The sequence below is a fragment of the Pontixanthobacter aestiaquae genome (assembly GCF_009827455.1).
Taxonomy (GTDB): Bacteria; Pseudomonadota; Alphaproteobacteria; order Sphingomonadales; family Sphingomonadaceae; genus Pontixanthobacter; species Pontixanthobacter aestiaquae.
This window is the reverse complement of record NZ_WTYZ01000001.1, coordinates 608,309-633,757: the sequence shown is the minus strand read 5'-3', so window position 1 is coordinate 633,757 and position 25,449 is coordinate 608,309. Positions and strand designations below refer to the sequence as shown.

Here is a 25,449-nt window from a genome sequence, read left to right as displayed (position 1 = left end):
TGTCCCTGTTGAAATGGTGATGCATCTGGTAATGGGTTCAGGTGAAACTATGTCGACTGACGTAGCGCGACAAGCAATGATTGCAATTCAGGACCGTTTATATGTTGATGCAAACCCATGAAGCCCGCCTCTCCGCCCTGCGCGAGGAACTGAAGCGCCGCGAGTTGGACGGCTTTATTGTGCCCATTTCTGACGAACATATGTCCGAATATGTCGGGTCCTATGCACAACGGATTGGCTGGCTGACGGGCTTCGGGGGGTCAGCGGGCAGCGCGATTGTGCTGCAGCATAAGGCCGCGATGTTTGTTGACGGGCGTTACACCATTCAGGTGCGCGATCAGGTTGATGGCAATCTGTACGAGTATCAATCGACGCTGGAAACCGACCACGCCAAATGGCTGATCGCCAATTGCGAGCAAGGCATGCGGATCGGCTATGATGCGTGGCTGCATTCGCGTGGTTGGGCCAGCGCCCTGTTGGCTGCACTCGGGAAGAAGGGCGTCGAGCTGGTCGCCACCGATGGCAATCCGATTGACGCCGTGTGGGACGATCAGCCTGCGCCGTCCCCTGAGCCTGCTACAGTTCATCCTGAAGAATTTGCCGGTAAATCCTCCGCCGAAAAGCGCGCGGAGATCGCCGATTGGCTGAAGGCCGAAGAGCTTGATTCGGCAGTGATCTCTGCGCTCGATTCAGTCGCGTGGCTGCTCAATATTCGCGGCGCGGATGTCGATCGCACACCCGTCGCGCTATCCTATCTGATCGCGCATTCGGACGGAACCGCCGAGCTGTTTATCGCGCCCGAGAAAGTCACGCCCGAACTGGAACAGCATCTTGGCAATGCGGTTACGATCCGTGATCGCGCAGAATTTACCAGCGGTCTCAAAAATATGGCGGGTAAGACCGTGGCGGTTGATCCCGACTTCGGTGTTGCGGCGATCTATCAAGCGCTGGAAGAAGGCGGCGCGACAACGGTTGCTATGCGCGATCCGGCGATCATGCCCAAAGCGATCAAGAATTCCGTCGAACAGCAGGGACACCGCGATGCACAAGCGCGCGATGGCGCGGCGGTAACGAAGTTCCTCCACTGGCTCTCGCACGCACCATCCAAGGGCGGCCAAACCGAACTTAGCGCGGTCGCAAAGCTCCGCGAGTTCCGTGACGAAACCGGCGTTCTCAAAGACCAGAGTTTCGATACAATTTCTGCATCCGGCCCCAATGGCGCTTTGTGTCATTACCGCGTTGATGAAGACAGCAATCGCGATATCGAACCGGGCAGCGTGTTCCTGTGCGATTCCGGCGGGCAATATCTCGACGGGACGACCGATATCACGCGTACCGTATGGATCGCCGGCGACGGTGAGAACGCCGAGCCGAATGCCGAAGTGCGTGACAGGTACACACGGGTTCTCAAAGGCCATATCCAGATTGCCCGCGTGATTTTTCCCCAAGGCACAAATGGCGGTCAATTGGATGCACTTGCACGGCAATATCTCTGGGAAGCGGGCGTCGATTATGCCCACGGTACCGGACACGGTGTGGGCAGCTTCCTCGCCGTGCATGAAGGCCCGCAGCGGATTGCCAAACCTTCGGGTGGTCAACCGGGAACCTCGCAGGAATTGTTCGCTGGCATGATCCTCTCGAACGAACCCGGCTATTACAAAGCAGGCGAATTCGGCATCCGGATCGAGAATTTGGTGCTCGTTAAAGAGCAGGAGATCGACGGCATGGAAGGCATTTATCTTGGCTTTGAAAACCTGACCTGGGTTCCAATGGCGCGCAATATGCTCGACATGTCGCTCCTGACGACAGAAGAAAAACAGTGGTGGAATGACTATCACGCGACCACGCGCGAAATCCTTGCACCGCAATTGGAAGGCGATGTGCTGGCGTGGCTGGAGGATGCCTGCAAGCCTATCTGACCGGCTCCCTCTCAGACCTCTTGTGACTCAGTGTATGTTCTACTAATGTTCTGCCATTACGAGTCGCAAATGGAGGAACACGATGCTTGGATATGTAACGCTGGGAACCAATGATCTCGCGAGGGCGGCGAATTTCTACGACGCTATCGCTAAGGAAATGGGTGTCGGGCGGATGATGGAATTCGACACCTTTATCGCGTGGGGCAAAATGGGCGGAGCGCCCGGAATCGCCGCGACCAAGCCTTTCGATGAGCAGCCTGCGACTGTCGGTAATGGCACCATGGTTGCACTGCAAGTCGACAGCACGGACAAGGTTCAAGCAGTGTATGACATAGCGCTCGCCAATGGTGGCGCCGACGAAGGCGCACCCGGCCCACGCGGCGATGACGGGTTCTATGCAGGTTACTTCCGCGATCCGGACGGCAATAAGCTAAATGTGTTTACGATGACTTCCTGAAGTCCCCGAGGGGCTGAACGAGAATAAGATCTATCTGCATCTTGGGGCCTCTGCAGAGGCCCAGCCCCCGTTCACCGGTACGCCGATTACGGGGGCGAAAGTCGCGAGCGATGGCGAAGCGGTGTTCATCACAGCCGGTGAAGGGACCGAGCACCGCCAGCGATAAGAGCAGTCTGCAGGCGATTTCGCGTAGATGAACGCGGTTTCAAACCTGCGACAATCTGCGACAATTCATGTTTGTATTGGGATAATGCTGCGACAATCAGGCTCTAGAAGGGTATCACGAGTTGCGGCGATGCTATTCAGTCTTCCCCCTCCCAAACTGGGTGTCGTCGCAGCTCAATCAAAACTGATTGGAGAATATGAAATGCCCAAACTGAACACAAAAATTACATTAGGTCTATCAGCTGCAGCGCTAGCGCTGGGAGGCGGCACTGCTTTTGCTGCGCATCACAAAGGGGGCCACGGTCCCGATGCAGATGGCGACAAAATCATCACCGAAGCCGAACATAATGCCCACGCAGCAAAGATGTTCGAGCGGATGGACGCGAATGGCGACGGTGTGATTAACACTGATGACCGCACGGCCAAGCGCGCAGAACGTTTTGCGAAAGCCGATACCGATGGCGACGGCGAACTGACGCAAGCGGAAATGACCGCAGCACGCGAAGCACGCCAGACCGAACGCGCTGAAAAACGTACAAATCGCGGCGCAGAGCGCTTTGCCAAACTCGACGCCAACAATAGCGGCGGTGTCTCGCTAGCCGAAATGGATGCGGCACGCGAAGCCCGCCAAGCCAAACGCGCCGAGCGTGGCGGAGAGCGGATGGAACGGCGCGGCAAGCGTGGCGGCGGCAATATGAAACGCGGTGGACGCGCAATGACGATGCTCAAGCAAGCCGACACCAATGGCGACAACGCAGTAAGTCGCACCGAATTCGACGCAGCCATGGCAGAACGCTTTGCCAAGGCCGATGCGAACAACGACGGCGCGATCTCGCAAGAGGAACGCGAGACCGCCCGGCAAGCAATGCGGGCTGAACGCGGTGAACGTGGCGGCGCACGTGGCGAACGGCGCGGTCAGCGCCAACAGACGAATTAAGGTCTGATGGCGATGGCGTTTGAACGCCAAAATGAAAAGCAGCCCCTTGGCCAATTGGGCGCGGTATCAGCATTATGACTGAAACCGCGCCTACTCAATTATTGGTCGTCGATGACGAAGCCAGTCTGCGCGAACCGGTTGCCGAGTACCTCACTCGCCAAGGGTTCGAAGTGCGTGAGGCGGAGAGCGCCGCGGCAGCGCGCAGCACCTTACTCGATTTCACACCCGATCTGGTTCTGCTCGACATCATGATGCCGGGCGAAGACGGATTGTCGCTATGCCGGCACCTGATCGAAGCGCGCGAATTGCCGGTGATCCTACTGACCGCCCAAGGCGAGCCAACCGACCGCATTATCGGCCTCGAAATTGGCGCGGATGACTATGTCGTCAAACCGTTCGAGCCCCGCGAATTGGTCGCCCGCATTCGCTCTGTCTTACGCCGCGCCGGTCGGCAAAGCGTGGAACCGGAAATGGATGCAATGTATGAATTCGAAGGCTGGCGGCTCGACCCTCTTAAGCGCAGGCTAATTGATCCAGAAGATGCGTTGATCTCCATCTCAACCGCTGAATTCCGCCTGCTGCGCGCTTTCCTTGATCATCCGCGTCAGGTTCTCGACCGTGACCGCTTGCTCGACATGGTGCAAGGACGTGAAGCGCATCTATTTGATCGCGCAGTCGACAATCAAGTCAGCCGTTTGCGCCGCAAAATAGAACAAGACAGCCGCAATCCCGAACTGATCCAGACTGTGCGTGGCGGGGGTTACAGACTCGCTGCAGATGTCCGCCGTATAGCCGCGAAGCGAGACTGATCGATGCGGTTCTGGCCCAAAAGCCTGCTTGGCCAGATGCTGTTGGCCGTCGCTGCCGCGCTCCTCGTGGCGCAGACTATTTCTGCTGCACTCCTGTGGCGTGCCGCCGAGAATAGGCGCGAAGAAGTCGCGCTGAATGCTGCGGCTTTCCGGATCGTAACAGAACGCGACCGGGTTTGGAGAAGAGACGGCGAAGGCCGTGCAGAGAATCGCGCACAACGCGGGAGACCTGGCGGCGAGAGCCGTGGGGATCGCCGGCGCCGCATGATTGAGGATGGCCGACCGGAACAACTTCCCCGGGCATTGCGGATCGAGAAATCGGAGGCTTCACCGCTGCTCTCCGGCGAGAAGCGCAAGCCTGCATTGGAAGCAGATCTCACCAGCATATTGGAACGTGAGGGCGTAGCGGTTTCAGAAACCGTCGTGCTGGAACGGCTCGCGCGCACCGATGGCTTCGTCCGCTCGCGCCCGCGCCTGCTCCGCCGCATATCGCAGCCAGGCTATGAGAACATCAAGCTGATCATCGCTGGCGTGCGGCTTGATGGCGAAGAGGGCTGGAAAATCGCCCGTGTCGTCAAACCGCCACCGCAGCGCGGCGCCATGGGCACAATTCTGGTCCAGACATTGCTGATCTATGTGCTGCTGGTGGGCCTGCATTTCCTGCTGCTGCGCCGGATTACCAAGCCACTCAAACAGCTGACTCGCCAAACCGAGTCATTTGGTAACGGGACATCCGATCTGGAGCCGATTGAACCGCAAGGCCCTGAGGATATTCGCAGCCTGATCACAGCGCATAATGCGATGGAAAGCCGGATTGCGGCGCTGCTCGACGAAAAAGACGTAATGCTGGGCGCGATCGGGCATGATCTCAAGACACCATTGGCCGCATTACGCGTGCGGATCGAAAGCGTGGAAGACGAGGCCGAGCGCGCCAAAATGGCCGCCAGTATCGAGGATATTACGCGTTCGCTCGATGATATCCTCTCGCTCGCACGGATCGGCCGCGCCAGTGCGCCGCCGGAGAAAGCCGAATTGTCGGCCTTGGTCCGCTCGGTTGTCGAAGAATTCGAAGATATGGGCAAAGCCGCGTCGCTCGGCGATATGCCGCGCCTCACCCAAGCTATTTACGTGACCTGGCTGCGCCGTGCGCTGCGCAATCTGATCAGCAACGCGCTGCGTTATGCAGGCACCGCGCATATCTCCATGCTGCAAGAGGATCGCACCATCATCCTGCGCGTAGAGGATAGCGGCCCGGGCATCCCCGAAACACAGATCGCCAACATGCTCGAACCCTTCACCCGCGGCGAAGCCTCGCGCAATCGCGAGACCGGCGGTGCAGGTCTGGGCCTGACGCTCGCCCGCGCTATCGCCGAACAGCATGGCGGAGAGTTGATGCTGCAAAATCGCGAAAGCGGCGGATTGCGTGCAGAGATCAGGTTGCCGCTATAAGGGTTGAATACTTGGATGGGTTTCGGTGGATAGGGGGGCTGCCTTGCGCCTCCCAATAGGAGGAAGCTAAAGGATCAACATGACTACGGAGGCTAGAGTGTATGCTTGTCAATGAGGTTCGCGCTGAAATCTCCGGACACCAGGTCCGCGTGGCAAATTACGTCAACAGCGCAAAGCTCTATATCGATGGAGATTGCCGCGACACTTTCGAAGAGCTGTTCTCTTTGGGTCGCGAACCATCACTGAGTGCGTCGATATCGGACACGCCTCGGCCAACGCTTGTCGAAGTGTTTTTGAAGACTGGCCTGCTCAAGGTGAAAATCAAGATTTGCGCCAACGGTCAATTCGTTGCCGGCGACAACTTTTGATTTAGCGACTACCGCATCAATCCACCGATCAGATTGCGCACGAAACGGCCGGCAACAGGCCCTGCGAGATCGGTCGCGATCGAACCGGCTGCCGAGGTTACTCCTGAACGCATCGGATTGGCGCGCGATTTTTTGCCGAGGACCTTGGACGCCGCCATGCCTGCGACAGAACCGACGGCCACTTTGGCACCGCGGCTAAACGCCTTTTCCCAAATGCTCTTGGTTTTGCGCGGCTGTCTGCGGACTTCTTCCTCGCCTTTCGCCTCGACCTCTTTGGCGGTTTCAACCGCATCGGAGGCTTTCTGCGCGAGGACCTCCTCCGCGCTTTCGCGATCCACCTCCTCGTCATATTTGCCCTCGACCGGGCTGATCGATTTGATGATCGCGCGCTCTTTCTTGGTAACCGGACCAAGGCGCGAGCGCGGCGGTTTGATCAGCGTGCGTTGCGTAACGGTCGGCGCGCCGTCTTCGTCGAGCGTAGACACCAGCGCTTCACCCACCTTCAGTTCAGTCAAGACTTGCGCAATTTCGAGTTCAGGGTTGATCCTGAAATTTTCGGCCGCCGCCTTGATCGCTTTGCGATCGCCAGCAGTGAACGCCCGCAGAGCATGCTGAACTCGGCTGCCCAATTGCGCCGCAACCTCGTCAGGAATATCCGTTGGATTCTGCGTAACAAAGAATACGCCGACGCCTTTGGAGCGGATCAGGCGGACGACTTGCTCGATCTTGTCTTCCAGCGCTTTGGGGGCATCGTCGAACAGCAGATGCGCTTCGTCGAAGAAGAACACCAGCTTCGGTTTCTCCGGATCGCCCACTTCGGGAAGTGTCTCGAACAACTCCGCGAGCAGCCACAACAGGAATGTCGCGTAGAGCTTCGGGCTGCGCATCAGCTTGTCGGCGGCGAGCACATTGATGTAGCCGCGCCCTTCCTCATCCGTCTTCAGGAAGTCATCGATTTCAAGCGCAGGCTCGCCGAAGAACTGGTCAGCGCCTTGGCTTTCAAAGCTGAGCAATTGCCGCTGGATCGCGCCAACGCTTTGTCTGGATACATTGCCATAAACCGAAGACAGCTCTTTCGAATTTTGCGAGGCATAGAGAAGCATCGATTGCAGATCTTCAAAGTTGAGCAGCAGCAAACCATTGTCATCTGCATAGCGGAAGACAATCTGCAAAACACCTTCCTGCGTGTCATTCAGATCAAGCAGACGCGCGAGTAATAGCGGGCCCATTTCGGAAATCGTCGTGCGGATCGGGTGCCCTTGCTCGCCATACAAGTCCCAGAAAATCGCCGGATTGTCCGAATATTCGTAAGTCTCCATGCCAAGGTCTTTGGCCCGGCCTTCCAGCTTGTCGGCATGTTTGAACTTGGACGAACCGGCCATCGCAATGCCCGACAGATCGCCTTTCACATCGGCGACAAAAACCGGGACGCCATTGGCCGAAAAGCTCTCTGCCATGCCCTGAAGAGTGACAGTCTTACCGGTACCAGTTGCGCCCGCGATTAATCCGTGGCGATTGGCGCGGCCCAAATCGAGCGATTGGTTCTCGTCATTGCCGCCGAGCCCTAGAAAAATCTCGCCCATTCTGTCTCACTCCAACCCGAATAATGTTCGATCCGCGCTGTGGCGCAGGGCTGCACCAATGGTCAAGGGCGTGGCCGGGAGGTGGTCAAGTATCTCGACTTGCGCGCTGGAGAAGCTAAGGCTGCGGGGAATGTCTGACCGGTCCGCCTTTGTCCTGCTTGACGATGCCCGCGAAAGTGGTGCGGCAAATGCGCATCTGTTTGAAGAACCAGAGCAGATTTTCGTCGCACGGCGAGCAGAGGAAGTCGCTGATATATTGGCGCAGGCTGATGCGGCAAGGCGTAACAGTGGCGGTACGCTGGCAGGTTATCTCGCTTATGAAGCTGGCCTTGCGCTAGAGCCTAAGCTGCTGCCGCTCGCTGAAGCGCGCAGCGGGGCGAATGGGCCTCTCGTTTGGCTTGGCTTGTTTAGGGAGGAACGTGTTTTAGCCGCAGCGGATGTAGAAAACTGGCTGGCAGAGAATGGTGCAGGCGATGCCTCGCTCGGCCCGCTTGAACCGCAAATATCGACGGGCGGATATGTAAAATCATTTGAAGCTCTGCAGGACGCGATCCGTTCAGGCGATATCTATCAAGCCAATCTGACATTTCCGCTCGCAGGGTCCTATCGCGGGGATCCTGTGGCGCTCTATTCGGCGCTGCGACCGGCGGCCAAGGGTGGATATGGCGGGTTGCTGTTCGATGGCGCGCATTGGCTGCTCAGCCTTTCGCCCGAATTGTTCTTCAGCCTGAAAGACCATGCCGCAAAGGTAAAACCGATGAAGGGCACGCGCCCTCGCGGCCAGAACGAGTTCGAGGATAAAGCTTTGGCGGAGGAACTTGCTAGCTCGGTCAAGGACAAGGCCGAAAATCTGATGATCGTCGATCTGATGCGCAATGATCTGTCGCGCGTTGCCAAGGCGGGCAGCGTGCAAGTCGATGCACCGTTCGCGGTCGAAAGTTACCCGACGGTCCACCAGATGGTCTCAACCGTCCGCGCCAGTCTGCAGGATGGTAAAGGTGCGGCCGATCTGATCGGCGCGATCTTCCCGTGCGGATCAATCACTGGCGCGCCCAAAATTCGCGCGATGGAGCTGATCTCCGAAGTCGAGCGCGATGCCCGCGGCGCTTATTGCGGAGCAATTGGTCGAATCGATGCAAATGGCGATGCAGCCTTCAATGTTGCTATTCGCACACTGCGGCTTACTCCGATTGAAAATGATCAGGGCGACGCTGTTCTTGGCGTGGGTTCAGCGATTGTGGCTGATAGTGATGCGATGCAGGAGTGGCGCGAGAGTATCGTCAAAGGCGGTTTTGCGCGCCAATCTTCTCTCGATCACAGCGCGGCCCAATTCGATCTGATCGAGACCATGCGGTTCGATCCGGACACCGGCATTGATCTGCTGGAACTCCATCTCGAACGCATTAAGACGAGCGCTGCAGAACTTGGCTTTTCGTTCGACCGCCACGCGACCCGCAATCAGATCCATGCGTTGTGCTTCGAGTTGGAGCGCCCCGCCAAAGTGCGCTTGCTGGCCGCCCGCAGCGGAGCGATCTCGCTGGTCACTACCGATCTACTGCCCAAACGCGAAGACCCTGTCGAATGCATCGCCTTACCCATACCCGTTGACCCGAGCGACTGGCGGCTCAGGCACAAGACGACTGATCGCGGCTTTTACGAGGCAGCGCGCGATGTTGCTGAAACCTACCGCGCGTCCGAAGCGCTCCTTGTGCGCGACGATGGCCTCCTTACCGAAGGCAGTTGGACCAGCATCTTTGTTGAGCGCGACGGAAAGCTGCTTACCCCGCCAGCCTCCCTCGGACTTTTACCTGGCGTAATGCGCCGCTCGCTGCTGGAGAGCGGCAAAGCGCAAGAAGCCGAACTGACACTCGACGACCTTACCAATGGCTTCTTGCTCGGAAACGCGGTGCGCGGCCTGATTCCCGGAAAGCTGAAACCATGAACACCGCCCCGATTATCGCCCGCATTCCGATCGTCTATGAAGACGGCGAAGCGCTGGTGATCGACAAGCCCGCCGGGCTTCCCGTCGATCCGCCGCGCAATGGCGGGACGTGTCTGGAAGATTATTTTGACGGGCTCCGGCTCGGCTTCAAACGTCGGCCTATTGCCGTGCACCGGCTGGATACCGACACATCGGGTTGCCTGCTGCTCGCGCGCAACCCCAAAGCGGTGAAGCGGTTTGCGCAGGCTTTTCAGGATCGGCTCGTTGGCAAAATCTATCTCGGCATTATCGGCGGCGTGCCATCTGACAGCGAAGGCACTATCGATTTTCCGCTTGGCAAGATCAGCAGCGCCGAAAAGGGGTGGCGGATGGTGCGTGATGAAGGCGGCAAGCCCTCGGTCACACATTGGAAAGTGCTCAAAACCATTGGCGAGAACACGCTGGTCGAGTTTCGCCCGGAAACAGGTCGTACTCACCAGATCCGGGTCCACGCCGAGAGCGGCCTTGGTATGCCCTTGATTGGTGATCCGGTTTACGGGCCGGAGCACGGCAAGAGCATCGGCGCCAAACGCACCATGCTACACGCCTCAGCGATCACCGTGCAGCGGGACAACAAGCCGGAAATAGCAGGCATTGCACCGATGCCGGATGATTTCGTGGCCCTCGGCTTCAGTGATGGATGATGACGCTCCATCCATAGTCGATCGGGCATTAGCTAGCGTTCAAGAGAGCTTCATCGCCAGCTCCGGTCCGGGCGGGCAGAATGTTAACAAAGTCTCCACAGCCGTCCAACTGCGGTTGAATGTCTTCGCATTGCGGCTCAGCCCGCCCGTCTTCAATCGCCTGAAGACACTGGCAGGCAGCAAAATGACCGCCAAAGGCGAGATCGTTCTGACCGCGCGCAGCTACCGCACGCAGGAGCAAAACCGCGAGGATGCACGCAAACGCCTGAGCGAAATGCTGGAGGAAGCCCAGCGCCAGCCGAAAAAGCGCAAAAAGAGCCGCGTGAACCGTGTTGGTAAGGAAAAGAGGATCAAAGCGAAAAAGAACCGCGGGGCGATCAAGGCCAATCGCGGAAAGGTCAGCCGCCGCGACTGGTGAGAATGCTTGACTTTCCCCCGCATTTCACCCATTGGCCTCGGCTTGAAGGGCGGCGTTCAGCGTCGCCTGTTGTTTTTCTGGCCTGATTCGGCTTTTTCGGTCCGGCCCCATTCGAATTTAGGAATACGTCATGGCGAAGCCAGCAACCGTCAAGATCAAGCTCGTCTCGACCGCAGACACCGGATTCTACTACACAACGAAAAAGAATCCCCGGAACATCACCGAGAAGATGACTTTCCGCAAATATGACCCCGTCGTGCGCAAGCATGTCGAGTTCAAAGAAGCGAAAATTAAGTAATCTGAACCGCTGGACTGGGAATAGTTCAGTGACGGTTCAACGCTCTGGCGTTAAGAGGCAGGGCATGAACATTGTGACATCTCTCACTCGGAAGCCGCTGCGCACCGCCATAGCGGGCGCACTGGCTATTGCTTTGCCTGCGGCCATTCTGGCCCCTGCTGCACCGGTAGAGGCTGCAGAAGGTGATCTGGCGAAAGCCGTCGCTGCATTGCGCGGCATCTCTACGATGAAGGCCAACTTCACCCAGACAGACCGTCAGGGGCAGACAATTTCCGGCGTGATGACGCTGAAACGCCCAGGTAAAATCCGCTTCCAATATCAGGATGGCGTGCCCTTGCTGGTGGTTTCCAACGGCAAATCGCTGACCATGATCGATTATGACGTGAATCAGGTCCAGCGCTGGCCGATCAAGAATTCGCCGCTGGGCGCATTGCTCGATCCGAGCCGTGATGTGGCTAAATTCGGCAAGCTGGTTCCGACCGGCAACAAGGACGTGATCAGCGTAGAAGTCCGCGATCCGGGCCGTCCTGAATTTGGCGTTATTACGCTGATTTTTGTTCGCAACGCTGCGGCGCCAGGCGGATACCAGTTGACCAATTGGGTGGCTCTCGACTCGCAAAACCACCGGACCACTGTTCGGCTGACGAATCAACGGTATGGTATGTCGGTGTCTGACACGGCGTTCACGTACAAGGATCCGCGCCGCTCGTCTCGCCGCCCACGGTAAACGCATCGGCGACATCCCGCCCCGCGAATAGGACGGGCTGCGGAGGATTGTTCATTGGCTAGCAATGCAAACAGGCATATTCTTTGCTCTGCAGTTCGGTTGAAGACGGGTTTCCCCCCTGTTGCCTCAGTCTTCATGAAGACCGTGCTGCGCCAAAAGCGTGACGAACGCTAATAGGAAACCCTCGTGCCAACGCCCCCGGCGCGAGGGTTTTTTGTGTTTTGTTTGTTGTTGGTTTTAGCCCCCTCAGTCGCCGGGCGGAATGCATCCGCATTCCTTGGCTACGCCTAACGGCGGCGCGCGGTCGCGCTTGCGGTCAGCTGGTCGCTGACCGGACCATTCCAAGCCTTCGGGACAGCACCCATTCTTGGTCACGGCAGTCATAGGGCCAAGCGGCCCGCCCGCAGCGAAGTGACCGTCAGGGAGCGAAAGCGAGGATAGCCAAGCGAGCCGGATGGCTCGCGCCCGGCGACTGAGGGACCAAGCAAAAGACTGCGCCAAAACAAACTCTCCACTCTTCCAATAGACTTCGCGTCGCAGTCTCCCTATCTCGGCCTCCATGGTTTCAGTAGCATCTTGGAATATCAATTCCGTCCGCCTGCGCATGCCGATTGTGGCGCAATTCCTTACTGAGCAAGCGCCCGATGTACTTTGCCTGCAAGAAATCAAAACGGTTGAGGAAACCTTCCCGTTCGAGGCGTTCAATGCTCTGGGCTACACGCATCATGCGATCCACGGGCAAAAGGGCTATCACGGTGTGGCGACCGTCAGCCGCATTCCGATGAAAGAATTCAGCCGCCATGATTGGCAGGCCAATGGCGAAGCCCGGCACGTTGGAGTCGAACTGACTGGCCGAGGCTTAGGGTCTGGTCAGGACATGGTGATCGAGAACGTCTATGTCCCTGCGGGCGGCGATGTACCGGATCGCGAAGTGAACCCGAAATTCGGCCAGAAGCTGGACTTCTTACAGCGCATGACCGATTGGGCCGAAACAATTGAGCGTCCGACGCTGATCGTCGGCGATTTCAACATAGCGCCACTCGAGAGCGATGTGTGGAGCCATAAGCAATTGCTTAAAGTGGTCAGCCACACACCACTTGAAGTCGAAACACTGCAGCGCTTCAAAGACGCGCATGACTTTGTCGATGTCGGCCGCGAATTTATCAAAGATCCTGAGCGCTATTTCAGCTGGTGGAGCTATCGTTCAAAAGATTACCGCGTCGGTGATCGCGGACGGCGCTTGGACCATATGTGGGCCTCGCCCGAACTGGCAGCCAAAGCCACTGGTCACAGCATTTATGAAGATTGCCGAGGCTGGGAAAAGCCATCGGATCATATTCCGCTGGTAACGGAGTTTGCTCTCTGAGCGCCAACACGCCCTCTCCTTCACGGCGCGTGGCCCGCGCTATCGACGCGCTGCGCCATGGGTGGCCCATAGCCATGGATGGCGGGCCAAGCTTGCTGCCGGTAGAAACCGCAATTGCGGCAAACGCAAAGGCTGATCGGATGCTGATCTCGTCAGCCCGCGCGGCAACGCTCAAGCTCACCAACCAACGCGATGCAGCAGCACCGCATGCACCGGTATTGATCCGTGGTGCCGATAGTTTCGACCTGCAAACCGCATTGCCAATTGCCGATCCCGCGCTCGATTTGGCGAACCCGCTCAAAGGACCCTTCAAAGCGGATGCTATCGATTGGCAGGATAATGCCGTTGCCGCGATGGAGCTTGCGCGGATAGCCGGAATCCTGCCAGCCTTTTTGGTAAACCCAGTGGATGCGGGCGAGGCAGAACATCTCGCCGCCAGCGATCTCGATCATTGGTCGGACACCATCAATCTGGCGATCGCCACACGCGCTAAACTGCCCGTTTCGGCCAGCAAGGACGCGCAAATCGTCGCTTTCCGCAGTGCCGACGACATACGTGAACATGTCGCGCTGATTATCGGCGAGCAAAGCAGCGAGCGCGAACCATTGGTGCGTCTCCATTCGGAATGCCTGACCGGCGATATTCTCGGCAGCCTGAAATGCGATTGCGGTCCGCAGCTTGATGCAGCGCTTGCTGCAATGGCCGACCAAGCTGACAAAGGCGGTTGGGGGATTCTGCTCTACATGCGCCAAGAAGGGCGCGGAATTGGCCTGGTGAACAAGCTGCGCGCCTACCGGTTGCAAGATCAGGGCTTCGATACTGTCGATGCGAACCAACGGCTTGGCCTGCCTGATGAAGCGCGCGATTTCCCTTTGGCAGCGCGGATGCTCGACTTGCTGGGTGTCAACGCAATTCGCCTGATGACCAACAATCCGAAGAAAGTCGCTGCTCTGGAAGCGGCAGGCATCACCATCACCGAGCGCGTTCAGCATCAATTGCCCGATAATCCGCATAATCGCCGCTATCTGGAGACCAAACGTGATCGCTCAGGGCATTTGCTGACATGACCGCAGTCACTCTCCGCCCCGAGCAATCCGGCGACGAAGCAGCGATCCATGCGCTGACCGAAGCCGCATTCCGCGACATGCCATTCAGCGATGGCGACGAGGCACCGCTGGTCGGCAAGCTTCGCGATGCAGGCGATCTAACATTGTCGCTGGTGGCCGAGGATGCCGAGCAGATCGTCGGCCATATCGCGTTTTCGCCGGTCACTATCTCCGACGGCGCGGCGGACTGGTATGGACTCGGCCCCGTCTCGGTCACTCCGGTATTGCAGCAGACTGGTATCGGCAGCAAACTGATAACACGCGGCATCGCTGATATTCGGGCGATGGGTGCCAAGGGCATCATTCTGCTAGGCAGCGACGAATATTATCCGCGCTTTGGCTTCACGCATGATCCAGAGCTGCAATATCCCGGCCCGCCCGCGAAGTATTTCCAGCGGCTTGTTCTCGATGGTGATGCGCCCAAAGGGGTCGTGAAATACGCCCCCGCCTTTGGCTAAGCCGATGTCAAACGCCCCAGCGATTGCCCCATCCGGACCACGCTGAGCGGTTTGAGGTCGTCCGCCCATTCGACTTGACCGGGCTCGAACAGCAGAACCACGGTTGAGCCCAAGAGGAACCGGCCCATCTCGTCACCCGCATTGAGTTTCACCGCATTCTCGCCATCGGTAGCGAAATTGCCACGGACAATCTGCTTTTGGTGCGGTTTGACCAGACCGCCCCACACAGTTTCAATACTCGCTACAATCATTGCACCAACCATCACACTGGCCATTGCGCCAACGGGCGTGTCGAACACGCTGGAAAGCCGTTCATTGCGGGAGAACAGCCGGTCGACATTCTCCGCCGTCACAGTGTTCACGGAGAACAAATCGCCGGGAATATAGGCCGTTTGCCGTAGCGTGCCATCGACCGGCATATGCACACGGTGATAATCGCTGGGTGACAGATAGATCGTGATGAAACTGCCGCCTTCGAATTTTGCAGCAAGATCGGTGTCGCCGCCCAATAGCTCAGCAGCGGTGTAGCTTTGCCCCTTGGCCTGAAAAATCCGGCCATTCTCTATCCGGCCAAGCTGGCTGACCGCACCATCGGCTGGGCACAGTACCTGCGACCCGGCATCAGCCAGCGGACGCATTCCCGGCTTGAGCGCGCGAGTAAAGAAGTCATTGAAACTGCGATACTTGCCCAGCGGCCTCTCCGCCTGCTCCATATCGACGTGGTATGCCTTGACGAAACGCCGGATCAGCCGGTCACGCAGCCATGGACGTTCGCTAGATGCAAACCGGCCCGCCAATCGGGACAAGGCATGTTGCGGCAGAATGTGCTGCAACAGAATGAAGGGGTTGAGGGAAATGGCGCACTCTCCAGCGACTATTGATAATCAACAATCTCCGTAACAGCGCAGCCGCTGTGATACCAGCAAAGGCGTGCTTAGCGGCTTTCGAAGCCTTGCAGACCCTGGCCGAGATTATTCGGACCGATATCCAGATTGTCACCCGACCAGTCCGCCACGAAAATCGTGTTACGACGGACCGAAGGCGCTAGGCGTGCGTCGTTTCCAGCGATTTGCAAGCCGTTCGAGGTATGCAGTTTGTCCTCTGCGCCTACCGCAATGAAGGCCGAGTAATTTTCTTTATTCTGACCTTGGACGAACCAATTATTGGTGATCTGGCCGATCGCGCCCGCAGGCAGATCGATCATGTAATTGGTGCCGCGTCCTGCGGAATCGTCAAAGCTGGAAGAGGCGACATCGACGCGGCTCGCGCGGGCTTTCACATAATGTCCGCCTGTGCCTTTTTCGAAACGGCTGCGCGTGATCCGCAGATGACCGTAATCGCCGATATACACCGAATGCGCGCAGCCACCGCCGCCTTCACATGTACCAAGTCCGGAGAACGTCGATTTGTCGATGACGATCTGCCCGTCGGAATCGTTGGCCGAAAGAATACCTTGCTGGCTGTCGAGGAACCAGCTTTGCGCTACGGTGAGATCGCCTTGCTCCAACCGTATGCCAGCGCCGTTAAAGTCGGGCACAGCCATGCGGCGGAATACGAGGCCGGAAACACTTGCCTCGCGGCCACGCAAAACGAGCGCAGCTTTGCCTTCGCAGGTCACACCGTCAAAAACTGCTTTGCCGCGAGCGGCAGCCATATATGCAATCGATCCGCCCTCTTGCACCGCGCATTGGCGGTGGGTTCCGGCAGCCACCGCAATGGTGCCACTGCCGTTGCCGATCGCGTTGACGGCGTCTTGCAAGCGCTCATATCCGCGGCCGGTTTCCACCACAGTAAACGCAGCGTTTGATTGCGCAAATACCGTTGCCGCGGGTATAGCGGCAATGGCCGTCGCAGCCACAATGGCGGTGATTTTCAGAGACGGGCGAGCAGGAAGTGCTTCGAGGCGGGCTTGTGCGTAATGTTCCATGCGCCCGCGATAGAAGAAAAGGGTTAACGGCCTGCTAAGCCTGTCTTGGCCGGCTGCACGTTAAGGTCGCCACTTCCAACCGCCTTTGGTGCGGCGCTTCGCAATGAATACGAACAGGATCGTCATGATTATCATGGCGGCGACCAGAATTGCGGTCACGCCCAGACCTCCGGACTCAAGCAGTAATGCAGCCCCAAACATAAGTACGATATAGCCAGCGAGCAGCACCCAGCCCTGCCATGCTATCGGCAGGCCAGAGCCATATCCAAACTTCTTCGGTGCAAACCAGTATCCCTCTTCGAAAAACCTATGCAGCATCTCTAATCATCCTTGGATCTTTGGGGCGGACGTCCCCGTTTCGGTTTTAGCGACAGTTGCACAGTGATTCCGTGCGCCTCCAATGCCTCGCGCAGAAGCATTTCGATTTGCGCATTGGCCGAGCGAAGCTCCGCCGCGGCCAGCCGCTCGATCGCAGAATGCACCGCAGGATCAAGCCGAAGGGCAAAGGCTTTCTTGCCGGATTTTGAGGATGGTTTGGCCATCGCTCGAATCTCCAAATCGCTCTATTGCCAAGCCGGCCTATTGATACAGCGTGCCAGCGTTCACCACAGGATGCGCCTCGCGTTCACCGCACAGCACCACCAGCAGGTTCGACACCATCGATGCGCGCCGTTCATCATCGAGCTCGACAATCCCGTCATCGCTGAGTTTGGTCAATGCATCCTCGACCATACCGACTGCGCCAAGTACAATCTTGGCGCGCGCCGCGATGATCGCGTCAGCCTGTTGACGCTTGAGCATCGCGCTGGCGATTTCGGACGCGTAGGCAAGATGCGTGAGACCCGCCTCGTCCACGACGATACCTGCTGTTTTGAGCCGGTCATTAAGCTCTTCCAGAAGCTCGCGATTGATGACATCGCCTCCTGAACGGAGCGTCACTTCCTCGCCTTCGAAATCATCATAGGGATGGCGCGAACCGACTGTGCGCAGACCCGCTTCGATCTGGATATTAACAAACTCCTTATAGTCATCGACATCGAAGCTCGCCTGCGCCGTATCCGCGACACGCCAAACCACATTGCACGCAATTTCTATCGGATTACCGCGCAAATCGTTGATTTTCACCCGCTCCGAATGAATGTTGTGCGCTCGCGCGCTGATCTTGCGACGCATCATCCAGGGCCAGATCCAGCGCAGTCCCTCGGTTCGCTCCGAGCCGCGATATTCGCCGAATAGCGTAATTACCGCTGCTTGATTCGGCTGGATCATAAAGAAACCGCAGGCGATAAAAACCAGGCCAAGTAGCGAGCCGACCATACTGGTAATAAACACGACCTTGGCGGCTTTGCTGGCCCCGTCGATTGGCGTCATACTGGACACCAGCCAGACAGCCAACGCCACGAGCGCAAGCATCAGAAGCAGTAGCATGTAACCGCTAAAAGTGCTGGCCGGGGTTTCGCGGCTTATGTTCATGCCGCCTGTTGTGTCAGACATCATCCTATCTCCGATATAATTATGATATCATATTTATATCAAGCCGGAAAAATGTCAATATATCCCGGTTGGGAGGAAATCAGGTTGGCGGCTCAGTATTGCCGGATCACCGAGAGAAATGCCCCACCATGTGCAGCGAGTTTCTTTGCGCCCACGCCGCCAATGCGGCCCATTTCGTCAAGAGACGCAGGACGTGCGGAGGCCATCTCGCGCAACGTCGCGTCGTGGAAGATGACATAGGGCGGCACTTGCGCTTCCGCGGCCAGTTCTCGGCGCAGCTCTCGCAAAGCATCGAACAATGGATCGCCAACCGGATTGGGTGTTCTGTCACCGCGTTTGGTGGCGCGTGATCGCTTGGGCGGAATAACGATTTCCACCGCTTGTTCGCCCTTGAGAATAGCTGGCGCATCACCACCCAGCGCCAGGCCGCCATGCTCGGTCGAAACCAGCGCCCCGCGGGCCTGCAATGCGCGCGACAAGGGTTGCAGCATCGCCGCTTCCTCTCCCTCGACAATGCCGAACACGCTCAACTGGTCATGGCCGCGCTGCTTGATCCGGTCGTCGCGGCTTCCGGTCAGCACTTTTTGCAAATGCCCGAAGCCAAAGCTCTGTCCGGTCCGGTATGCCGCCGAGAGCAACTTGCGTGCAGTCTCGGTCGCATCAGTGACTTTGGGGGGAGACAGACAATTGTCGCAATTGCCGCACGCTTTCTCCGGCTTCTCTCCGAAATGCCTGAGCAGGACCGCACGGCGACAGGTTGGTGTCTCGACCAGACTGGCGAGCATATCCAGCCGCGTCCGCTCATCGCTGCGACGTTCCTCTGGCAATTCCGCCAACCGCTGCCGCGCTTGCGCAAAATCGCCTGCCCCCCAATACATCGTTGCTTGGGCCGGATCGCCATCACGGCCCGCGCGGCCGGTCTCCTGATAATAGGCTTCTATCGATTTGGGGATGCCCGCATGCGCGACAAACCGCACATCGGGTTTGTCGATGCCCATTCCGAAGGCGATCGTCGCAACAATCACCATGTCTTCTGAAGCCACAAACGCAGCCTGATTTGCCGCGCGCTCTTCTGCTGGCAGACCCGCGTGATAAGGAAGGACCAAGCGGCCCGTCGCTGCTGCCAGCTTGAGTGCCAGATCCTCTACTTTGCGGCGGGTTGGGGCATAAACGATACCTGGTCCGGGTTGCTCTGCCATCAGCGTGGTGATTTGCCGCACCGGGTTATCGCGGTGCTGTATCGCGTAGGTGATATTGGGGCGATCGAAACCCGCGAGTACCAACCCCTCTTGCGGAATGCCCAGCTGGCTCAAAATGTCGGAGCGCGTGCGCTTATCTGCTGTCGCCGTTAGCGCCAGCCGGGGCACTTCCGGAAAACGCTCCATCAGCGGCAGCAATTGACGGTAATCAGGCCGGAAATCATGGCCCCATTCGGACACACAATGCGCTTCATCAATCGCGAACAATGCAATCTGCGAGGATGTCAGGAAATCGCAGAATTGCGGCTGGCTAGCGCGTTCCGGAGCGACATAGAGCAAGTCCAGATCTCCCGCGCGATAGGCATCCATCGTATCGCGCCAATCCGCATCGGCGCTCGTGAGAGTCGCGGCGCGGATGCCATTCGCCCGGGCCGACCGCAACTGGTCATGCATCAGCGCAATCAGCGGAGAAATAACCACGCAGGTCCCATGCAGGAGCGTCGCGGGCAGTTGATAGGTCAGCGACTTGCCAGCGCCGGTTGGCATCACCGCCAGTGTCGAATGCCCTTCCAATATCCGCGCCAACACATCAGGCTGCCGTCCGCGAAACTCGCTGAAACCAAACACTGTGCGCAATTGCTCACGAGCGCGTTCAAGCTGTAAATTAGGGTCAGGAAGTGTCGCCATCAGCGCCCTCATGGCAGAGGCGCCGCCCCGCGCAAACGCCGTATCCACAGCTTTACCCTTTGCGCAGTATGCGATTGCTGTTTATCACCCCGTGCACCATCAGGGGCCGCTGACTTTTTTGGTGAGCGATTCTCAAGAAATTATTGGAAGGGAAACATCATGAAGAAGTTTGTATCTGTCGCTCTCGCCAGCACCGCTGCTCTCGCACTGTCCGCTTGCGGCACTGCTGAAGACGCATCGGCTGACGCTGAAGCGGAAACCGTAGAAGTGCCGGCCGAAGAAGCTGTAGGCGATGTTACTGAAGAGCCCGCTGCCGATGCAGATGCTGCTGGCACCGAAGCTGTTGTTGAAGACACCGCTGGCGACACGGCTGCTGCTGTTGCTGCCGAAGCCGACACCGCCGCAGATGCCGGCGCTGCTGCTGCCAACGACGTGTTGGCCGAAGTTGAAAAAGCTGCCAAAAAAGAAGGCAACAAGATGGTCGATAAGGCCGTCGATCGCGTGAAAAAAGAAGTCGAGTAAACCTCGGCCCTTCTATCGGGAATTTGGAGCGGGCGGGTCGTTAAGGCGATTCGCCCGCTTTTCCTTTGGGGCCAGGCGGGTATGGTGCCTCCATGCAATGGAAACCGACACCGATTCTGCCGCCCTTGGGCTTTCTCATGGCCAGCCTTTTCCTGCTTACTGCCTGCGGGAATGCGGATAACGAGCCGGGACCCGGCGGAGTGAGCGTGGGTGAGGCCCGCGCGCTCGATGAAGCCGCAGAAATGATCGAGGCTAAAAGACTTCCCGAACAAAATCCGCAAGCCAGCGAACCCGCAGAGCAGGCCGAAGAGCCAGCCCGCGAAGACTAACAGAAAAACTCGCTTGAAAGACATAGTGGACGCGAGTGTGAGAGGATCAAACATGGCCGACAGCCCCACCCAAACCGGGATGGACCCGGAAATTTTCTCGCAATTTATTGATCAGCTCCAACGCTATGTTCGCGAACGACTGATCCCGGCAGAGGATGTCGTCATCGCGAATGACCGGATCCCTGACGATCTGGTCGACGAGATGCGTGAAATGGGTTTGTTCGGTTTAACCATGCCAGAGGAATATGGCGGCAGCGGCATGAATGTCCCGCAATATGTCGAGACAATACGCGTGCTCAGCTACGCTCTACCGGCCTATCGCTCCATCACTTCGATCAATCTGGGAATGGTCTGCTCGGCGCTCAAAAACTCTGGCACCGAGGAGCAGAAGAGCGAATGGCTTCCTCGTCTTGCAGCGGGTGAAATCGCATGTTTCGGCCTGACCGAGCCTGGCTCCGGATCGGACAGCGCGGCGATGGCCACGACGGCCAAGCGCGATGGCAATGGTTACGTGCTCAATGGCTCCAAACGCTACATCACCAACGCACCGCATGCCAAACTCGGCCTGATTATGGCGCGCACCAATGATGAAGCATTGCCGCGCAACGCCCATGTCAGCGCGTTCTTGGTGCCAATGGATTCAGATGGGGTCAGCGTTGGTAAGCCAGACCGAAAGATGGGCCAGTCGGGCAGCCATATCGCCGACATCTATCTCGACGATGTGAAAATACCGGGCAACGCCTTGCTCGGCGGAGAAGAAGGGCGCGGCTTTGCAACAGCGATGCAGAGCCTCGACAACGGGCGCCTTTCGGTGGCGGCGGCGAGCTGCGGCTATGCGCGGCGTATTCTCGATACAGCTGTAAAATACGCGACCCAGCGCAAGGCCTTCGGCGAACCCATAAGCCAGTTCCAACTTATTCAGGCAATGCTTGCTGACAGTCAGGCAGAGATTTACGCCGCCGAATGTATGCTGCGCGATGCCAGCACCAAAGCGGATCGAGGCAAGGCCATCATTGAGTGCGCCAGCGCCAAAATGTTCGCCAGCGAAATGTGCAACCGCGTCGCAGATCGCTGCGTGCAGGTGCATGGCGGTGCGGGCTATCTGGCGGAATATGAGGCCGAGCGCTTCTATCGCGACAGCCGGATTTACACTATTTACGAAGGCACCACGCAAATCCTGCAACTGGTGATCGCCAAGAATATGCTCCGCGAATTCGCAGCCGGAGCAGCGGCCTGATGTACACCCTGCTGAGCGGTCTGTCGCTGATCGAAGTATCGAGCTTTGTCGCCTCGCCTACCGCCGGATTGTACTGCGCACAAATGGGCGCGGAAGTGATCCGGGTCGATCAAATTGGCGGCGGTTTGGATTATGATCGCTATCAATTGACGGAGGAAGGTCGCTCGCTCAGCTGGGAAAACCTCAACCGCGCAAAGAAAAGCGTCGCGGTCAATATGCGCAGCGCCGAGGGCCGGGAACTGGTGCAGGAACTGGCGCGCAAAACCGGTCAGCTCATTACCAACGTCCCAGAGCAGAGCTTTCTTTCGCACGCCGTGCTGAAAGAAGGTCGCAGCGATATGATCACAGTCCGGATTATGGGTTGGGGTGATGGACGGCAGGCGATGGACTTTACCGTAAATGCCGCCAGCGGATATCCGCTGATGACTGGCCCAGCCGAGTGGGATCCTGAAACAGCACCCCCGGTCAACCAGCTATTGCCCGCATGGGACTTCATCACTGGTGCCTACACCGCCTTCGCGCTGATGGCTGCGCTACGCCGCCGCGATACTACGGGCGAAGGTGGAGAAGTGCGCATACCCCTTGGTGATGTCGCAATCGGCACGGTCGCGAATAGCGGTGCGATGGCCGAAATGCTCTATCGCGGATCGGATCGTGAGCGGTTGGGCAACGACATCTGGGGCGCGCTGGGCCGCGATTTCATCAGTCGCGACCGCAAGCGCTTTATGGTCGCAGTACTCACGACCAAACAATGGCACGGCGTTGTCGAAGCCTTCGGCATTGCGGGGCAGGTTGAAGCTCTTGAACAGCAGCACGGAATCCGCTTTGCCGATAGCGACCATAACCGCTTCACCCACCGAGCGGAATTGTTTGACTTGCTGCAAGAAGTGGCGAGCGCGCTGGACTATGCCGAACTGGCACAACGCCTTTCCGCCGCCGGATGCACGTATGAACGCTACCGCACGATGCATGAAGCAGCGAACGATCCTGAATTGGTGACCAACAACCCTTTGTTTGGGGCATCGCCAGCGAACCCCAGCGGCTTTGACTATCCCGCCCCCGGACCCTTCGCCAATATGCCCGGGCAATCGCGTGGTGCACCCGAACCTGCGCCATTTCTCGGCGCAAACAGCGAAGAAATATTGGCTGAGCGGTTAGGCTTGGGATCCGGCGAAATCGGCAAATTGATGGATAGCGGCGTAATTGCCGGAAGCGACAAGGACTCACTATGACACTCAGACGCGCCGCTATCGTAAGCCCACTGCGGACACCGGTTGGAAAGTTTCTCGGTTCGCTAGCACCATTGGAAGCAGGGCCGCTTGGTGCAGTGATTCTAAAAGCGCTGATCGAGCGCAGCGGAATTGACCCCGAGCGGGTCGATGATGTGGTGTTCAGCCAAGGTTACGGCAGCGCCGAAGCGCCTGCCATTGGACATTGGAGCTGGCTGGCTGCGGGCCTCCCGCTCGCCGTGCCCGGTTATCAGCTCGACCGTCGCTGCGGCTCCGGCCTGCAGGCGGTGATCAATGCCGCGATGATGGTGCAAACCGGTGCGGCAGATGTGGTGGTCGCAGGCGGCGTAGAGAGCATGTCCAATGTCGAGCATTACACCACGGATATCCGCAGCGGGAAACGTTTTGGCGATCTGACCATGCATGACCGGCTGACGCGCGGCCGCTTGATGAGCCAACCTATCGAACGCTTCGGTGTCATCACCGGCATGATTGAGACGGCAGAAAATCTTGCCAAGGATTACGGTATCAGCCGCGAAGCCTCCGATGCCTACGCTGTGCGCAGCCACCAGAATGCGGCAGCAGCATGGGATGCAGGCAAATTTGATGCGCAATTGGTGCCGGTTGACATCCCCCAACCCAAAAACAGGGGGCGCAGTGATCCGGTTACATTTGCCAAGGATGAAGGCTTCCGAGCCGATGCGAGCATGGACAGCCTAGGCGCGCTGCGCGCTATCGAAGGCAAGAACAATCCCGATGCTGTCGTCACTGCGGGCAATGCCAGCCAGCAGAACGATGCGGCGGCGGCGTGTCTGGTGGTTGCCGAAGACAAGCTCGAAGAGCTCGGCCTTGAGCCTTTGTTGTGGTTTGAAGGCTGGGCAGCCGCGGGATGTGATCCCTCCCGAATGGGCATCGGGCCCGTGCCAGCGGTGGAACGCCTGTTCAATCGCACAGGCAAAGGCTGGAGCGATGTGGATCTGGTTGAATTGAACGAAGCCTTCGCCCCGCAAGTTCTTGCGGTGCTGAAAGGCTGGGGCTGGAGCGAAGATGACAACCGCATGGATATGCTCAACGTCAATGGTTCGGGCATTTCGCTGGGCCATCCAATCGGCGCAACAGGTGGGCGTATCCTCGCCGATATGGCGCATGAAATGCACCGCCGTGAAGCGCGGTTCGGGCTGGAGACTATGTGCATTGGCGGCGGTCAAGGAATCGCGGCATTGTTCGAGCGCGCTATCTGATGAGTGCTTGGGACGCTTGGGTTGGCCGCGAAGCGGTCCAAAGCGATCTGATCGACAGCGCGCTGGCCAAGAGGTGGCGCGCTACGTTTGATCGGGGCGCAAACACCGGCGATGCATTGCCGCAAGGTTTCCATTTCTGCCTGTGCACCCCCGATGCCGCGACTGCTGATCTGGGCGAAGATGGGCACCCCAAGCGCGATGGCAATCCAAACGCTCTGCTGCCACCCATCCCGCTCCCGCGCCGGATGTGGGCGGCAAGCGATATTCGCTTTCTGTCGCCGCTAGGCCGTGCACAAACCGTTGCGCGAACGAGCAAAGTTGTTTCGATCAGCGAGAAGGAGGGCAAGACCGGCAAACTCGCTTTCGTCGAGCTGGAGCATAGCTTTGCGGCGAATGGCGAGAAAGCGATCCACGAGGCACAGACGCTCGTCTATCGCGATGCGGCGGCCCCTGACGCCCCGCTCAGCCCGCCTGCACCCGGCGCAGCGCAATTTGACCTTGATGATTGGGATGCCAGCACCACGACCACGCCCGATTCGCGGCTGCTGTTCCGCTTTTCAGCGCTGACATTCAATACACACCGGATTCACTACGACCTACCCTATGCGCGCGATGTGGAGCGCTATCGCGGCCTAGTGGTGCACGGCCCGCTGATCGCATCGCTGCTGATGCAGCTTGTCGCTGATACGCATGGTGAGAATGCCCTTGCGACTTTCAATTTCCGCGCGATCAGCCCCGCGATTGCGGGTGAACCATTGCATCTGGCAATGCGGCAAAGCGCTGGCGAAATCGAACTCGGAGCCTTCGCTGACGAGGGGCGGCAGACGATGAAAGCGAGCGCGACTCTTAATTGACGTCATTGCGAGCGACCAAAGGTCGCGCGGCAATCCAGAGCATCG

General features: G+C 58.2%; 27 protein-coding genes. 20 read left to right on the top strand and 7 right to left on the bottom strand.

The features are described 5' to 3' along the window. Positions 1–101: 101 nt before the first annotated feature. The 6 genes from GRI35_RS02920 to GRI35_RS02895 all read left to right on the top strand — a co-directional run bounded on the left by GRI35_RS02920 (position 102) and on the right by GRI35_RS02895 (position 6,104). Positions 102–1,919 carry an aminopeptidase P family protein gene (locus GRI35_RS02920; RefSeq protein WP_160612718.1) on the top strand — a complete coding sequence of 606 codons (1,818 nt, stop codon included), beginning with the start codon at positions 102–104 and terminating at the stop codon, positions 1,917–1,919. Between the two features lie 82 nt (positions 1,920–2,001). Beyond that, positions 2,002–2,376, top strand: coding sequence for a VOC family protein (locus tag GRI35_RS02915; protein WP_160612716.1), 375 nt, complete (start codon positions 2,002–2,004; stop codon positions 2,374–2,376). Positions 2,377–2,743: 367 nt separating this feature from the next. Next, positions 2,744–3,478 (top strand): hypothetical protein, encoded by a 735-nt coding sequence (locus GRI35_RS02910; protein ID WP_235900113.1) that lies wholly within the window; start codon positions 2,744–2,746, stop codon positions 3,476–3,478. A gap of 74 nt (positions 3,479–3,552) precedes the next feature. Continuing rightward, complete coding sequence (locus GRI35_RS02905) at positions 3,553–4,287, top strand: response regulator (RefSeq protein ID WP_160612714.1); 735 nt, start codon at positions 3,553–3,555, stop codon at positions 4,285–4,287. 3 nt (positions 4,288–4,290) lie between these two features. Next, entirely contained in the window at positions 4,291–5,736 is a 1,446-nt protein-coding gene (locus tag GRI35_RS02900; protein WP_160612712.1) for a sensor histidine kinase, read from the top strand. A gap of 101 nt (positions 5,737–5,837) precedes the next feature. Further along, a complete protein-coding gene (locus tag GRI35_RS02895) occupies positions 5,838–6,104 on the top strand; it encodes a hypothetical protein (RefSeq protein WP_160612711.1) in 267 nt (88 codons plus the stop codon). A gap of 8 nt (positions 6,105–6,112) precedes the next feature. Here the strand turns inward: GRI35_RS02895 and GRI35_RS02890 are convergent, their stop codons facing one another. After that, on the bottom strand, positions 6,113–7,687 hold the full coding sequence (locus GRI35_RS02890; RefSeq protein ID WP_160612709.1) for a helicase HerA-like domain-containing protein: 1,575 nt from the start codon (positions 7,685–7,687) through the stop codon (positions 6,113–6,115). A gap of 130 nt (positions 7,688–7,817) precedes the next feature. Here GRI35_RS02890 and pabB point away from each other — a divergent pair, with 130 nt between their 5' ends. The 8 genes from pabB to GRI35_RS02850 all read left to right on the top strand — a co-directional run bounded on the left by pabB (position 7,818) and on the right by GRI35_RS02850 (position 14,685). Then, the gene (pabB, locus tag GRI35_RS02885) at positions 7,818–9,629 is read left to right on the top strand and encodes an aminodeoxychorismate synthase component I (protein ID WP_160612707.1); all 1,812 of its coding nucleotides are present in this window, start codon (positions 7,818–7,820) and stop codon (positions 9,627–9,629) included. Then, the gene (locus GRI35_RS02880; RefSeq protein ID WP_160612705.1) at positions 9,626–10,312 is read left to right on the top strand and encodes an RluA family pseudouridine synthase; all 687 of its coding nucleotides are present in this window, start codon (positions 9,626–9,628) and stop codon (positions 10,310–10,312) included. Before pabB ends, GRI35_RS02880 begins: the two co-directional genes overlap by 4 nt. Further along, positions 10,278–10,730 (top strand): alternative ribosome rescue aminoacyl-tRNA hydrolase ArfB, encoded by a 453-nt coding sequence (gene arfB, locus GRI35_RS02875; RefSeq protein WP_407985040.1) that lies wholly within the window; start codon positions 10,278–10,280, stop codon positions 10,728–10,730. Before GRI35_RS02880 ends, arfB begins: the two co-directional genes overlap by 35 nt. 130 nt (positions 10,731–10,860) lie before the next feature. Continuing rightward, on the top strand, positions 10,861–11,028 hold the full coding sequence (gene rpmG / locus GRI35_RS02870) for a 50S ribosomal protein L33 (protein WP_160601956.1): 168 nt from the start codon (positions 10,861–10,863) through the stop codon (positions 11,026–11,028). Positions 11,029–11,092: 64 nt separating this feature from the next. After that, a complete protein-coding gene (locus tag GRI35_RS02865) occupies positions 11,093–11,755 on the top strand; it encodes a LolA family protein (RefSeq protein WP_160612703.1) in 663 nt (220 codons plus the stop codon). A 559-nt stretch (positions 11,756–12,314) separates the two neighbouring features. Then, on the top strand, positions 12,315–13,121 hold the full coding sequence (xth, locus tag GRI35_RS02860) for an exodeoxyribonuclease III (protein WP_160612701.1): 807 nt from the start codon (positions 12,315–12,317) through the stop codon (positions 13,119–13,121). Between the two features lie 29 nt (positions 13,122–13,150). Next, complete coding sequence (gene ribA, locus GRI35_RS02855; protein WP_290258953.1) at positions 13,151–14,188, top strand: GTP cyclohydrolase II; 1,038 nt, start codon at positions 13,151–13,153, stop codon at positions 14,186–14,188. After that, on the top strand, positions 14,185–14,685 hold the full coding sequence (locus GRI35_RS02850) for a GNAT family N-acetyltransferase (RefSeq protein ID WP_160612700.1): 501 nt from the start codon (positions 14,185–14,187) through the stop codon (positions 14,683–14,685). The genes ribA and GRI35_RS02850 overlap by 4 nt, the downstream gene beginning before the upstream one ends. Here GRI35_RS02850 and asd read toward each other — a convergent pair. The 6 genes from asd to recQ form a co-directional block, all read right to left on the bottom strand. Continuing rightward, positions 14,682–15,482, bottom strand: coding sequence for an archaetidylserine decarboxylase (asd, locus tag GRI35_RS02845; protein ID WP_235900112.1), 801 nt, complete (start codon positions 15,480–15,482; stop codon positions 14,682–14,684). The genes GRI35_RS02850 and asd overlap by 4 nt on opposite strands. Positions 15,483–15,619: 137 nt before the next feature. Further along, positions 15,620–16,612 carry a right-handed parallel beta-helix repeat-containing protein gene (locus GRI35_RS02840; protein ID WP_160612698.1) on the bottom strand — a complete coding sequence of 331 codons (993 nt, stop codon included), beginning with the start codon at positions 16,610–16,612 and terminating at the stop codon, positions 15,620–15,622. Positions 16,613–16,672: 60 nt separating this feature from the next. Then, the gene (locus tag GRI35_RS02835) at positions 16,673–16,930 is read right to left on the bottom strand and encodes a DUF2207 domain-containing protein (protein WP_160612696.1); all 258 of its coding nucleotides are present in this window, start codon (positions 16,928–16,930) and stop codon (positions 16,673–16,675) included. Positions 16,931–16,932: 2 nt separating this feature from the next. Further along, a complete protein-coding gene (locus tag GRI35_RS02830) occupies positions 16,933–17,154 on the bottom strand; it encodes a toxin-antitoxin system HicB family antitoxin (RefSeq protein WP_160612694.1) in 222 nt (73 codons plus the stop codon). 37 nt (positions 17,155–17,191) lie between these two features. Beyond that, entirely contained in the window at positions 17,192–18,106 is a 915-nt protein-coding gene (locus GRI35_RS02825; RefSeq protein ID WP_202390583.1) for an SPFH domain-containing protein, read from the bottom strand. A 92-nt stretch (positions 18,107–18,198) separates the two neighbouring features. Then, positions 18,199–19,992, bottom strand: a complete 1,794-nt coding sequence (gene recQ, locus GRI35_RS02820; RefSeq protein ID WP_160612692.1) for a DNA helicase RecQ — start codon at positions 19,990–19,992, stop codon at positions 18,199–18,201. 159 nt (positions 19,993–20,151) lie between these two features. On the opposite strand from recQ, the gene GRI35_RS02815 reads away from it, so the two are divergent. The 6 genes from GRI35_RS02815 to GRI35_RS02790 all read left to right on the top strand — a co-directional run bounded on the left by GRI35_RS02815 (position 20,152) and on the right by GRI35_RS02790 (position 25,404). Beyond that, entirely contained in the window at positions 20,152–20,514 is a 363-nt protein-coding gene (locus tag GRI35_RS02815) for a hypothetical protein (protein WP_202390491.1), read from the top strand. Positions 20,515–20,651: 137 nt separating this feature from the next. Continuing rightward, entirely contained in the window at positions 20,652–20,843 is a 192-nt protein-coding gene (locus GRI35_RS02810) for a hypothetical protein (protein WP_160612690.1), read from the top strand. A gap of 52 nt (positions 20,844–20,895) precedes the next feature. Further along, positions 20,896–22,080 (top strand): acyl-CoA dehydrogenase family protein, encoded by a 1,185-nt coding sequence (locus GRI35_RS02805; protein WP_160612688.1) that lies wholly within the window; start codon positions 20,896–20,898, stop codon positions 22,078–22,080. Further along, the gene (locus tag GRI35_RS02800) at positions 22,080–23,312 is read left to right on the top strand and encodes a CoA transferase (protein ID WP_160612686.1); all 1,233 of its coding nucleotides are present in this window, start codon (positions 22,080–22,082) and stop codon (positions 23,310–23,312) included. The genes GRI35_RS02805 and GRI35_RS02800 overlap by 1 nt, the downstream gene beginning before the upstream one ends. Beyond that, positions 23,309–24,550, top strand: a complete 1,242-nt coding sequence (locus tag GRI35_RS02795; RefSeq protein WP_160612684.1) for an acetyl-CoA C-acetyltransferase — start codon at positions 23,309–23,311, stop codon at positions 24,548–24,550. Before GRI35_RS02800 ends, GRI35_RS02795 begins: the two co-directional genes overlap by 4 nt. Continuing rightward, complete coding sequence (locus tag GRI35_RS02790) at positions 24,550–25,404, top strand: hypothetical protein (RefSeq protein ID WP_160612682.1); 855 nt, start codon at positions 24,550–24,552, stop codon at positions 25,402–25,404. Before GRI35_RS02795 ends, GRI35_RS02790 begins: the two co-directional genes overlap by 1 nt. The last annotated feature ends 45 nt before the right edge of the window (positions 25,405–25,449 follow it).